Origin of the sequence: Streptomyces sp. GC420 (genome assembly GCF_009916105.1) — a bacterium.
In the GTDB taxonomy this organism is placed as follows: Bacteria; Actinomycetota; Actinomycetes; order Streptomycetales; family Streptomycetaceae; genus Streptomyces.
In genome coordinates, this window is record NZ_JAAAXQ010000265.1 from 1 (window position 1) to 11,806 (window position 11,806).

An 11,806-nucleotide genomic window follows, 5' to 3' on the forward strand; every position below is an offset into this window, starting at 1 on the left:
GGGCTTCGGGGGGCGCGGGCTCGAAGGCCTTGTGCAGGCCGACGGGGTTGGGCCCGGATACCCATTTGCCGCTGGCAGGGTCGCGGGTCGGTTTGGTCGGCGGCCGCAGGGCGGTCATGAGTTCCTCGCCGCAGACGGCGGTGGAGCCGCGGGGAGTGAGCAGCCGGTCGGTGTAGGTGCCCAGCAGCCGTGCCAGGTCTGACGGCGGCAGCTCGGGCAGGTTCCAGCCGTCCTGGGACAGAGCTCCCCAGGCCATGACGGCCAGTTGCACGGAGGCGCGTTTGTTGTTCACGACGGGCCGGAAGGTCCTGGCCCAGGGGCCGAATCCTCTGCGGGTTAGGCGGAAGCCGGCGTGGTCCAGCTGCGCCAGGACGGAGTGGGTGGAAGGAAGGCGCAGCGTGACGCGGTCGGCGAGTTCGGCGGGCAGGTGCAGCGCGGTGCTGGCTGCAGGGGTCAGGACGATGAGCGGGTCGCCGTCCTGGTCATGGGTGGACAGTTTGTCCCGGCGCAGGCCGCTGCGCAGGGTCCACTCCACCAGGCCGAGGAGATCATCTGCGTCCAGCGGCAGCTGGGATCCGTTGGTGAAGTGGGCGATTAGGGTGCCGTTGTGGTCGATGACGGCCAGCGGTCCCGTGGGCGCGACATGCGGCTCTGGGGTCACCGGTCGGCGCGTAGACGGTGGTGCTTCGTCGTCTGGGGGGAAGAGTGTCGGTTGCTCCGGCCGGTCGGCTTGCGCGGGTTCTGTGGGGACCTCGTTTTGGACGGACGGCTTGTTCTGTTTCGGCTTCTCGAGGGTCTTGAGGCCCTCCAGGAGGCGCGCGTAGGCGGTGCGGCGGGCCGTGAGCGGTTCGCGTGTCCCGGCTTCCCATGCCTCGACGTCCCTGGCACGGCAGACGAGGGCGTCTGCTATCTGTTCGGTGGACAGGCCTGCCGCCTTGCGCAGCCGTGACCGCTCGCGGGGCGGTGGCAGGGGGACCCGCTGGGCCGAGAGGTCGGCAAGGAGTCCGTCGACCCGGGCAAAGAGCTCGGGCTGATCGTCGTGATCATCTGGCATGCCGTGAATGTGCCAGGTCCGTTGGGCTGGACGATCAGATTCCCGTCACCGCCCGTTGCGGCCTGGTCGATGGGCTACATGCGGATACGTTCGAGCATCTGGTGGTCTGGCCCGATGCAAGATGACGGGAAATGGTCTGTCCCGCCGCAGTGGTGGTGCGTGGCCCTGCTGTCGTGGTCCGTGCCGCTGAAGTCGGGCGTGTCTGAGCTGCGTAGGGGGCGCTGAGGCGTGCGTCGGGACGATCTCACCCCGCACACGTGGTCGACTAACGTGTCCGTGTCACGCGCAACGGATGTGGATAGAGGGCGCATGGTCAAGGATCTGCGGATCGTCCATCGCAATGGTGCCGGGCGGGAAGTACAGGTGCCGGCTGACCAGGCTGGGGTGGTTGAGCTGCTTGACCGGGAGCCCGTATGGGTTCCGCTGCGTCATCCGTCCGAGCGGAGCATCGTCACCTACTGGTGGTCGGCGACGACGGGCAAGCACGTGGGCTGCAGGTCGCTGCAGCGGCTGTCGGTGGCTATGCTGCTCGATTTCCATCCGCATGTCACCGACTTCGCCGCCTGGACGGCGCGGCTGGAGTGGTCCGAGCGCGGCCGGGCCCGCCGTTTCGTGCCGGACTTTTTTGTGCGGACTGCTCAGGGCGCGACGGTGGTTGTGGCGTGCCCGCCGGCCTCGGGTCCCGGCGGGCGCTGGGAACGGCAGCGGCAGGTGCTGGAGCAGGCATGCCAGGAGACAGGCTGGCAGTTGGGCTCCCCCCGGGTGCCGCAAGGTGGTGCGCTGGCCAATTTGCGATGGGTGGCTCGATACCGGCATCCCCGCAATGCCGATCGTGAGGTGGAGGAGAAGCTGCTGGCAGCGTTCGCGCGGCCCCTGTCGTTGATGGATGGTGTGCAGGCGACCGGGATGCCGCGGCTGGCGGTGCTGCCGCAGCTGTATCACCTGCTGTGGCGGCGGCAGCTGACGATGAACTGGAGTGTTCCGCTTGGCCCCGACTCGGTGGTGCACCGGGGCGGTGCGGCCAGGAGCATGCGTCCGTTCACGGTCCAGGAGCAGGTGTGAGCGGCATGACGGGGGCGTTTCCGGCGGCGTTCCGGGCGCACCATGGGGTGCTGGGCGAGGGCGATGCGGTGCGCTGGCGGAGCGAGCGGTACACCGTGATCGCGTTGGATGGGGTGACGGTGCATCTGGCGCCTCGTCCGGGCAGCGGGCTGCCACTGGTGGCGCTGCCCTTGGGTGTGCTGGCTGCCGCAAACGACTTCGCCGTGTTGGACGCCGACGGTCTGCCGGTCACGTCCAAGGCGCTGCCCGATTGGTCACGGCTGGAGGGCATCAGTACCGAGGCAGCCCGCGAGGCCTACCTGTGGGAGCGACACGTCATCGAGGTCGATACCGGTCTGCTGCCCAACCAGCCGGACGATGCCACGCCGCGCCCGGGGTATGCGCCCGATGAGTTCACGCTGATCGAGCGCTACAAGACCAAGGCGGCCGAGCTGAATGCGGTTCTGGAGTGGGAGGTGTCGTGGCACACGGTCCAGCGCAAGCGGCTGAAGTACGTCGAGAAGGGCATCTGGGGGCTGGTCGACAAGCGACGTACCCGCATGCCGTCGCTGTACGGGCGGACCGATCCCCGCGTGGTTGATGCCCTGCTGGCGTTGGCCGATGCCCGCAGGGGCAGGACAGCGATCACGGCGTCGGCGCTGTTCGTGCTGCTGCGGCGCTCAGTACGCAGCAGTTACGGGCCGGCGGTGGTGGTGCCGCCGAATACGACGCTGTACAAGCTGCTGGACCGGCTGGGCATCAAGGTGAAGGATCTGCGGGCGCCCACCCGCAGACGGCTGGATACAGCCAACCGGCCCGGGCCGCCGTTCTCGCTGACGACTGCGCTGGCGCCGGGTGAGCTGGTGCAGATCGACTCCACCGATCTGGATGTGAAGGTCCTCGGGGATGACGGGCAGCCGACCTCGGTCGAGCTGACGGCGATGGTGGATGTCGCCACCCGCACCATCATCGCGGCGGTCGTCCGGGCCAAGACCACGCGCGGCTGGCGCCGGGCCCATGACCAGAAGCTGGCGCTGTTTGCCACCCCGCGCCGGGCCGGGCGGGCGACCAAGGCGGTGGATGCCTCGCTGCTGCTGGCCCAGGCCCTGGTCCCGGCCCCGATGCGGCCGGGCTTCTCCGCGCTAGCGCACGCCTCGGCCTCGGACCTGCCGTACGAAGAGCTGGTGGAGGCGGATGAGCGGATCGCGCAGGCGGCCAGCCGTCCGGTGATCGTCCCGGACATGATCGTCATCGATCATGGGACGGTGTTCGCGGGGCGTACGTTCTTCGACGCCTGCCGGTCTCTGGGGATCTCGGTGCGTCCGGCGCGTCGGCGTACCCCGACGGACAAGGCGATCGTGGAGCGCACGTTCGCCTCGATCAAGTCGCTGTTCAGCCAGTACGTCAACACGTACACCGGCAATGACATCAGCCGCCGGGCCAGGACGCTGGACGGCGAGGTGCTGTTCAACCTCAGTCAGCTTGATGACCTGCTGCAGGAGTGGATCGTCCTGCGCTGGCAGAACCGGCGGCATGAGGAGCTGCGCAACCCCTACGACGCCAATCTGCCGACGCTGACTCCGAACCAGATGTATGCCGCGTGTGTGCAAGTGGCCGGCTATTTGCCGGTCCCGCTCGCCCGCGAGGACTATCTCAAGCTGCTGCCTACTGCGTGGGTTGGCGTCACCGATGAGGGCATCCGGTTCATGAACCGGGTGTATGAGAACGAAAGGAATGCGCTGGGGCCCTATCGTCGGCAGCGGTCGGGGCTGGGCGGCAGACGGCGCAACGGCTGGGAACTGCGCTACAACCCGTATGCGCCCGAGCATGTGTGGCTGCACGACCACGAGAACGACACATGGGTGCAAGCCACCTTCCGCCACCAGAAGATGATCAACGCGCCGTGGACGCAGTACCTATGGGACATCGCTACCACGGAGCACCTGCAGCGCGGCGGCCGCAAGGACGACGACCTCGCCATTGCCCAGGCGCTGGCGGACCTGCTTGAGCGGGCCGGCCGCGGCCCGGACCACGCGCAGGCAGCGGCGGTACCGGACGGCTGGCAACCTGCCGCGCTGCCGGCCGCCCGGCAGGCGGTGTTCGATCCGTATGCCGACGATGCGCTCTCGGGCGAGGACGGGATGCTGGATCTTCCGGATGAGGGAATGTACGGGCTGCCGGGACCGGCCGATCTGTCACGGCGGACGCTGGCGGGCGATCCGCTGTTCCTCTCCCCCGCCCGCACCAGCGCCGGTGAATGGTCGCCGGAGGCCGCAGAGGCCTTCAAGGCAGGCTACTTCGACGACCTGCCGCCGCTGGAGGACGAGGCCGCCCCGGACCCTGGCCCGGAAAAAGGGCCTGCGATTTATGGAGGCGAGGAAGAGCTGTTCCGCTTCCTCGGTGATGACCTTGAGGGAGGGCCGGCGTGAAGCGGCTGAAGAAGACACTCTCCGGTCTCGGTGATCAGGCCCTCGAGGATCTGGTGGCCGACCCAGGCCGGCCGCGGCCGCCGGTCCCGGCGTGGTGCGACACCCTGCCCAACTGGCGGACCGCGGTCAATCATGCCCCGGAGCCGCCCGACCTGGCCGACTGCGCCCCACTGGGAAGCGAGATCAGCCCCGACGATCCCCGCTTCCTCTTCCACGGAAGCATGCGGCCGGTCCGCACACCGGCCATCAGCGCTGCGGAACTGGTGGTGAAGAAACAGCTCGCGGCCAACGCCCGCCGGCCCCGGGGCCGGATCGGGGTCATCATCGAGGGCCCCGCCAACACCGGCAAGAGCGAACTGCTGGGCTACATCGGCCAGAACTACGAGCGGCGGCTGAACAACCGCTACGGACGCAATGACGACCGCATCCCCGTCATCGCACTCAGCGTGCCCGCCAAGAGCCGCGGCGGCACCCGCAACTGGGCCGACGCCTTCGCCCGCTTCCTCGGCCTCGAACGGGAGGACTTGGGCAGCGACCCCACCGACTCGGTCTGCTACGTGATGCGGCACTGCCACACCCAGCTGGTCCTCATCGACGGCATCGACCGCCTCGAGCACGGAGCCGACGTGCAGCAGTCGTTCGCGTTCCTCAAGCACATCAGCGACGAGACCGGCGCGACCTTCCTGTACTGCGGCCGCAGCAGCCGCGCCCTCGTGGACCCGATGCTGCGCGACCGCGAAACGAAGCCTGAACCGAACGAGGAACCGTGGGGGGACCATCCTGTCCTGGTAACCAGCCGGCTGGGCTATGACCAGACGGGCAAAGACCGCTTCCGGCGCGTCGTCAACGAGTTCGACAAGGACCTGCGGCTCCACCATCACCAGCTCGGTGATCTGACCAAGCTCTCCCCCGACCTACACCTGCGCAGCAAGGGCTATTTGCGTGCCCTGTCCCAGCTCATCTGCCAGGCCGCGCAGCAGGCCATGCTCAATGGCGACGAGCGCATCACCAAGGAGCTCATCGAAAGCCTCATCGTCGGCAAGGTCATCGCGATCTGACACGCCTGCGCGCCGCCGGGACCATCGCTGGACGGCCAGAGGGCGTGATATCAGGGGGGAACTGTCTGGGCTTCAGGCATGTCGCCAGCTGAGATCGTTCTCATCGCCGTACACCGCCGTGACACCGGACAGTGGTGAGATCAGCCAGGCCTTGGTCAGGACACCGGGCCAGTCTGCTGCGATCTGGGCGATCAGGTCCCGGACGACGAACGGAGGCAGGTCGAAGACGGGTTCCGGTTTCTTCTTGCCCGCGCTGAGCATGGGCCGGCTGTCCACGAGCAGTCCGATCGGCCGCTCCGGGGCCACGGCGCGGACTCCGGCAAGCTGCTTGCGCAGTTTGCTTTCGATGGCTCGCCCGATCGTGGGCCGGATCTCGCTGATGTTGAACCGCCAGTGCCCGTCCGGGGTGACGCGTCCGGAGAAGCCGGCGGTCAGGTCGTCGAACGAGATGATCACCCGTTGGTCGTCAGGGCAGGGCCAGAACTCGATTGCGGGCACCGGAAAGGGGCCTTGCAGTCTGCGCATATCGACGAAGGGCTTTTTCCGCTCGACCGCTCTTGTGGCCTGGCTGACGACGCGGGTGTAGAGCCCCTCGCGTTCTTTCTTCGATGCTCCCATCCACGGCGCGGCCGACACCCGGACGATCAGTCCGCCGCCAGGTGCGTCGGCGGCAAGGCCGGTCACCAGCTGGATGAGACGTACCGCGACGGCGTCCTGTGTCGCCACCCGGCGCATGTCCTCTTGCGGCGCGGGAAGCACGGTGTGATCGACAAAGCCCGCGACCCCGTTCACGGCGACCTCGGCATCCACGGGGATCGGCGGCGTGTAGGGATAGAGATCTTCTTGACGCTCTGGGCTGCCCAGCAGTTCGGCGTGGTGGCCTTCCTCCTGTATGGCCTGCAGCAGGGCGGCGAAAGCGCTCTGCTCGCGGGGCTTGTCAGCCAAGATCGCCAAGGGGTCCGTCTCGTGCGTCACCATCTGCCCCCGCCCTCGTCACGTACGTGCGGCACCAGCTTGCACCCTCCGTAGACACGTGATGCTGGCGCGGACCGCTCGGCACCGCGTCCGGTCTCCATGGGAGCTGCCGCGCCGTGGGCTGGCTCAGGCATCTTTACTGGGGGCTGTGGAGCGTTTGGTGCGGCCCAGGTCGAGGTCCCACACCATGAACAGTCTCTCCAGAGCCTGACGCTCCTGCTCGGTGAGTTTTTCGGGTGCTTTACGTATCTTGTGGATCCAGTTGCCGAGTGCGACGGAATACTGTCCGCCCCATATACCTTGGATGTACCTGCGAGGTACGCGCAGGTTGCCCTTGCGTGCCAGATACTCTGCGGCCGCCTGCAGGTAGATGCGGAATTCCCGGTACCTTTCGCTGTCCCGTTCCCCCTCGTAGAGGCTGTCGATGGAAGGGATGAGGTGGAGGTCCAGCAGGAGCTGGGCCTGAGCCGGATGCAGCTCGTGGAAGCGGTTGAGCTGACGGTTGAGCCACTGCCCGAGAGGCGTACCGTCACTGGTCTTGAAGGCGTTGGGGACATGGCTGGTGCCATGCTCTTCGACGTGGGCCTTGGCATACGCGTAGAAGCGGCGCCACATGACGGTGAAGCCGGGCGGTGGGTTCCACCAGGGGTCGATGGCGTTGAGGGCTTGTTCGTAGCTGGCGGCGAGGCGGCCGGCTTTGGCTTTTCTGCGGCATTCGACGAGCCATCGGCCGACGGGATGGCCTCCGTGCGTTGCGTCCTGCGGGGCGGCCAGGTGGTGATGTTGTTCGGCCCAGGCGCGGGCGTGGCCGAGCATGCGGGTGAAGTCGTCGTCGGGGGCGCTCCACAGCATGCCCAGGCTGTCGAGGGCGGTGCGCTGGTCGTCATCGAGGCGGCCGGCGGTGTGCCGCAGGCGCTGGTTGGTGATCCACTCGCCCAGGGCGAAGCCGTCGTCGTCGCGGTAGTCGGCGGGAACGTCGAGGTGGCCGTACTGCTCGTGGTAGCCGGTAGCGCTGGCATGGGCCTCGTCCCAGTCGCCGGTGGGCGGCAGGGTGATTTCCAGACCGAGGGCGAGGGCGATCTCCAGGGCGCGTTCGGGCAGGTGGTAGTGGACGGTGCGGGCGGGCAGCCCGGAGGGGCCGCTGGAATGGGGCATCGCGAGGCGGTCGAGGAAGGTGTCGTCGTGGGCGCGCAGGGCCTGCAGGATGTTCCACAGTCCGCTGAACCTCGAGGTGCGCAGCACCTCGTGGGCGCTTGAGGCGTCGGGCAGGTAGACGGGCAGGACGAGGGTGGCCTTCTTGCCTTCGCCGGGCTGCTGGCGCAGGGCGCGGCCGATGGCCTGGATGGCGTCGATGACGCTGTCGCGGGCGGCGGCGAAGACGACGGCGTCGATGGCGGGGATGTCGACGCCTTCGTTGAGGACGCGGACGTTGTGGAGAACGGCGCGCCGGGGTGTTTCGGCGAAGTCCTCCATCAGACGGCGCCGGTAGGGGGGTCTTTGCTGGCTGTCGACGGCCTGGGACCACAGGTCGGGGATGTGGAGGTCGTCGGCGGCTTCGGCTGCGGTGGCGGGCAGCGCGGCTGCGAAGGCGTGGGCGGCGGCGATGCGGTTGTGGAAGACCAGGACGCGGCGCAGGTCATGGTCGGCGATGGCGCGCAGCACGGCGACGTGGAGGGCGGCGGTGCGCAGCCCGTTGTGGTGGGCGCTGTTGGCGGGGTGGTCGGTGAGGATGTCGTGCAGGTCCTGGTCGGTGACGACGGGCATGACGACCCGGTAGTCGGCGAGGATGCCCCGTTCGATGGCCTCGGACAGGCTGAGGCGGTAGACGACGGGACCGAAGATGTCGCGGCGGTCCATGGTGGCGTCGGGCATGGCCTCGAACAGCGCGGACAGCGGACCGGACGGGGCGGGAGTGTTGAAGATGCGCGGGGTGGCCGTCATGTAGAGGCGCAGCTTGGCGGGCACGGCGTCATCGCTGTGGATAGTGCCCCAGCCGCGGCCGGCCTTCTTGCAGGTGCGGTGGGCCTCGTCGATGACCATCACGTCCCAGGCGGGAACGGCGTAGTCGTCGTGAAGGCGGCGGATGACGGGCAGCGAGGAGTAGGTGACGAAGACGGTGACCGGGCCGCGCGCCTCACTGAGAAGTGCGGCGATGCGGTCGGGGTCGTTCGTCATGAGCGCCTGCGCTGGATCCAGTCCGCTGCGGCGCTGGGTGAGCGAGGACACCCCCACGGCCAGCCCGGTACGGCCGGCCTGCCGCCAGCGCTGGATGGTCTGGGTCAGCAACGCCAGGGTGGGCACGGCCACCAGCGCGATGCCCTCGGGCGCGAGGCGATGGACGGTGGCGGCTGCGGTGAGGGTCTTGCCCGTGCCGCAAGCCGACACCACGGTGACCCGGCGCTCCCCCGCGACGACAGCGTTCATGACTGCTTCGACTGCCTCACGCTGGTGGGGGCGCAGGGCGGGAGATGCGAGAGACACACGGGTCCTTAGGATCGGGGGCGCAGGACGATCACGCTGTGGCTCCTGCACTGTATGCAGGCGCTCAGCGGGGCCAGTCAGCCGGTCCGGTTGATGCCGGGCCAGGAGTACCGGCCAAGTCCGTGCAGAGGGGGACGCGTGAGGCGAACAGACGCAAGCGGCGCCACGGTGACCGGCAGCCGGACACGACGCGCCGCGAAACGGCCCCGCACCTGGAGAACTCCAACGCCCTTGGCACGGCAGGCGAGGCTCATCTCCGGGGAGTCGACGGGCTCCTTCGTCGGCCGTCTGGCAGCACTGAACAACATGCCGCCCGATGACCTCATGCACAAGATCGGGGACGGGACGAAGGCCATGCCGGCCAAGACCACCGAGGTCTATCTCAATGCCCCGGCTCTTGAGCGGCTTGCGGGGCTGACCGGGCGCAGCGTGCCCGTGCTGCAACGGACGCTGCCGCACCTGAAGGACCATCACCTCCTGGATGGCGGCCCGGGGCCGGCGTGGGAGTGGCCCCAATGGCGGACCAAGGGCCCGGTGTTCCTGGTGCGGGCCTGCGACCTGTGCGCGGTGGCCAAGCGTAGGCCGTCCGACGTGTATCTGGTGTCGGTGACCCGGTGGCGGGTGTGTGTGCGGCACGGGCGGTGGCTGGACAATCTGCGGGAGGCCGGGGCGACCTGGCTGCCGCTCGGGAACCTGCCCGACGTTGTCGATGCCCACCGCCGGCGTCTCCTGCTGGAGCGGCGTCTGGGTGGCGGCGGGCGAGCCCTGTTCGCGGACGCCCTGCACATCGCCGCGTTCTGGTGGAACATCCCGTCCCTGTGCCCGCCCGTGTGGGGCGCCCGCGGCCGACTGCGCGGCACGGGAATCGGCAGCGATCTGCGCATAGCGCCGCTGGTGGTGTATCCCGAGGCCGTCCGCCTTGCAGGGATGCTGGCGGCACGAGAGCGCCGCCGCATGCGTGGCACCTGGGGTGTGGAGATGGACCAAGCGTGGCTGAACGCCGTGGGCGGGATGCTGGAGGAGTGGCAGATGCCTGCCTCCCTTGCTCTCATGCCAGTGAACGTCTGGATGCAGCGCCACAGTTCACCGCCGCTCGCTGATGGAGCGGACCAACCCGCACAAGGCAAGTGGCGCCGCCTCCCCACCCCTCTCCCCCATGACGACGTCCCGTCCGATACGCATCTGGAAGAACTGACCTGTCTGTCCTGGCGGTTCGGCGACGAACCCCGCGAGCCAGACCTCACCATGACCTGGTCGGTGGCCGGTCAGGCCTGAATTCCTCCGCCAGGGTGCTCGTGGGGTACCGGAACAGCGCGCACACAAGGCCGGGGTGAGTTGCCGGGCAGTGGCCTGGAATGAGAGGCGGTCTGGCGGTCCGCAAACGGGCTGGGCAGGGTCGCACCCGATCCGTGTGCGGCGGCGTGGAGGCTGGGGCCCGGGCTGGATTCAGATGCCGAATCCAAGGTGGGAGACGTAGGTGTAGGCCTGGTGGTCCGACCCCAGGCCATCCACGATCCACGTCCACAGCTCATCCAGCGTGCTGTGGTCGTTGCTGCTCCAAGCGTCCACGACCGCCTGCCACTCGTGGCGGACGTTGATGTGCCGCACGCGCAACTCGCGCTGCCGGCTGGACGGAACACTCTTCTGATCGACGGGGTGGATCTCGATGCGTCTGCCGCGGCCGTCGTCCCACAGACGCTGCTTGTAGTGGTCGGCGAGACTGGCGCGGCGACAGAGCCAGAACGCCCGGTCGATCAGGCGAAGGTTGTCGGGGCGGGGCCGTTGTACGCCGCTGGTCCAGCGGTTGATGGTCCGGCCGGTGACGCTGATACCAGCGGCCCTCAGCCAGTGGTCGCCCCGGCTGCCCCAGGTGAGGTAGCGCAGCCGGATGGTCAGGCCAAGGCTGGTGGTCACTGGCGGGATGCTTCCGCTGGCTGCGTGGTCGAGTGTGCGGGCCAGGGCCTCGCTGCCGGTCATGCCGCGGGCCCCGTACAAGCCGAGTTCCCCCCAGCGTTCTTCCGGGGTGATCGGTACGGTGGCCGGGGTCGACATGCTCGTCATCCTTCCGGGCAGCAGGCTCGCAGCGACCGCTCGCGCCGCCGGGGTGACCGCTGAGCGCGGGAACTGCAGAGATCACGGCCGCAACGATACTGCGCCGCTCCCTGCCTGCTCTCCTCGAGGAACACCACCTGATGCCCTGCCCGTCAGCTCTGCAGATGACGACGTGGCAAGCATCCCGCGGGGGGCACCGCCACGTCCCCCTGTCCTGGCTGCGGGACTCTGCACCGGAAAGCCGCCCGTGCTCCTTCGGTACCAGCAGGTGTATTGGTACCGCCAACCACAGTTCACGCAGGCGATGGTGCGGAGCCTGATCCAAAATGCCCCTTTGGGCGTATGCGGCATCCCTATGATGACTGCGGCACAAGGGGGTAACCAGATGAGCGCGAAGGCTGCCACCAGAACGGATGCCGGCGGCAGTGCAGGCACCGGGGGTTTCGACTACCAGGCGCGGGTGGCGGCCTGGTTCGCGGTCCAGGCGCTCGCCGGTGCCACGTCTGCGGGGGTGCGCGGGCTGTTCGGCAGCGCTGTGCAAGAGATCTCCTGTGAGACGAAGGCGCCGATCGACGACTGCCCGGTGCGCCTAGTGCTGTGACCGAGAAGGTTCACCGGGTTCGAGAGTTGTGAGGGACCGGACGAACGGTTCGCGTGCTGGGGTGAGACGATCACGCCGTGACCATCCACCTCCATGACTTCGATGGCGAGCACTC

8 protein-coding genes and 1 pseudogene are annotated in these 11,806 nt (G+C 68.4%); 5 read left to right on the top strand and 4 right to left on the bottom strand.

What is annotated here, in order from left to right; genetic code table 11:
• A pseudogene (locus tag GUY61_RS26785) lies at positions 1-1,054 on the bottom strand (transcriptional regulator); the annotation flags it as partial.
• A 309-nt stretch (positions 1,055-1,363) separates the two neighbouring features.
• Between GUY61_RS26785 and GUY61_RS26790 the strand changes: the two are divergent.
• Genes GUY61_RS26790 through GUY61_RS26800 form a run of 3 tightly spaced genes read left to right on the top strand, consistent with a single transcriptional unit; the run spans position 1,364 to position 5,582 of the window.
• The gene (locus GUY61_RS26790; protein ID WP_166632818.1) at positions 1,364-2,116 is read left to right on the top strand and encodes a TnsA-like heteromeric transposase endonuclease subunit; all 753 of its coding nucleotides are present in this window, start codon (positions 1,364-1,366) and stop codon (positions 2,114-2,116) included.
• On the top strand, positions 2,113-4,524 hold the full coding sequence (locus GUY61_RS26795; RefSeq protein ID WP_166632819.1) for a DDE-type integrase/transposase/recombinase: 2,412 nt from the start codon (positions 2,113-2,115) through the stop codon (positions 4,522-4,524). The genes GUY61_RS26790 and GUY61_RS26795 overlap by 4 nt, the downstream gene beginning before the upstream one ends.
• Complete coding sequence (locus GUY61_RS26800) at positions 4,521-5,582, top strand: TniB family NTP-binding protein (protein WP_166632820.1); 1,062 nt, start codon at positions 4,521-4,523, stop codon at positions 5,580-5,582. The genes GUY61_RS26795 and GUY61_RS26800 overlap by 4 nt, the downstream gene beginning before the upstream one ends.
• Positions 5,583-5,654: 72 nt before the next feature.
• Here the strand turns inward: GUY61_RS26800 and GUY61_RS26805 are convergent, their stop codons facing one another.
• Entirely contained in the window at positions 5,655-6,560 is a 906-nt protein-coding gene (locus GUY61_RS26805; protein WP_166632821.1) for a hypothetical protein, read from the bottom strand.
• Positions 6,561-6,683: 123 nt separating this feature from the next.
• Entirely contained in the window at positions 6,684-9,038 is a 2,355-nt protein-coding gene (locus GUY61_RS26810) for a DEAD/DEAH box helicase (protein WP_166632822.1), read from the bottom strand.
• Positions 9,039-9,269: 231 nt separating this feature from the next.
• On the opposite strand from GUY61_RS26810, the gene GUY61_RS26815 reads away from it, so the two are divergent.
• Positions 9,270-10,313 carry a TniQ family protein gene (locus GUY61_RS26815; protein ID WP_166632823.1) on the top strand — a complete coding sequence of 348 codons (1,044 nt, stop codon included), beginning with the start codon at positions 9,270-9,272 and terminating at the stop codon, positions 10,311-10,313.
• A gap of 171 nt (positions 10,314-10,484) precedes the next feature.
• Here the strand turns inward: GUY61_RS26815 and GUY61_RS26820 are convergent, their stop codons facing one another.
• On the bottom strand, positions 10,485-11,090 hold the full coding sequence (locus tag GUY61_RS26820) for a transcriptional regulator (RefSeq protein ID WP_166632824.1): 606 nt from the start codon (positions 11,088-11,090) through the stop codon (positions 10,485-10,487).
• A gap of 385 nt (positions 11,091-11,475) precedes the next feature.
• Here GUY61_RS26820 and GUY61_RS26825 point away from each other — a divergent pair, with 385 nt between their 5' ends.
• Entirely contained in the window at positions 11,476-11,691 is a 216-nt protein-coding gene (locus tag GUY61_RS26825) for a hypothetical protein (RefSeq protein WP_166632825.1), read from the top strand.
• The last annotated feature ends 115 nt before the right edge of the window (positions 11,692-11,806 follow it).

What these genes read in the sequence shown, in the direction of transcription:
- GUY61_RS26790 (WP_166632818.1), top strand. Translation starts at nt 1,364, where the DNA reads ATGGTCAAGGATCTGCGGATCGTCCATCGCAATGGTGCCGGGCGGGAA.
- GUY61_RS26805 (WP_166632821.1), bottom strand. Translation starts at nt 6,560, where the DNA reads ATGGTGACGCACGAGACGGACCCCTTGGCGATCTTGGCTGACAAGCCC.
- GUY61_RS26820 (WP_166632824.1), bottom strand. Translation starts at nt 11,090, where the DNA reads ATGTCGACCCCGGCCACCGTACCGATCACCCCGGAAGAACGCTGGGGG.
- GUY61_RS26825 (WP_166632825.1), top strand. Translation starts at nt 11,476, where the DNA reads ATGAGCGCGAAGGCTGCCACCAGAACGGATGCCGGCGGCAGTGCAGGC.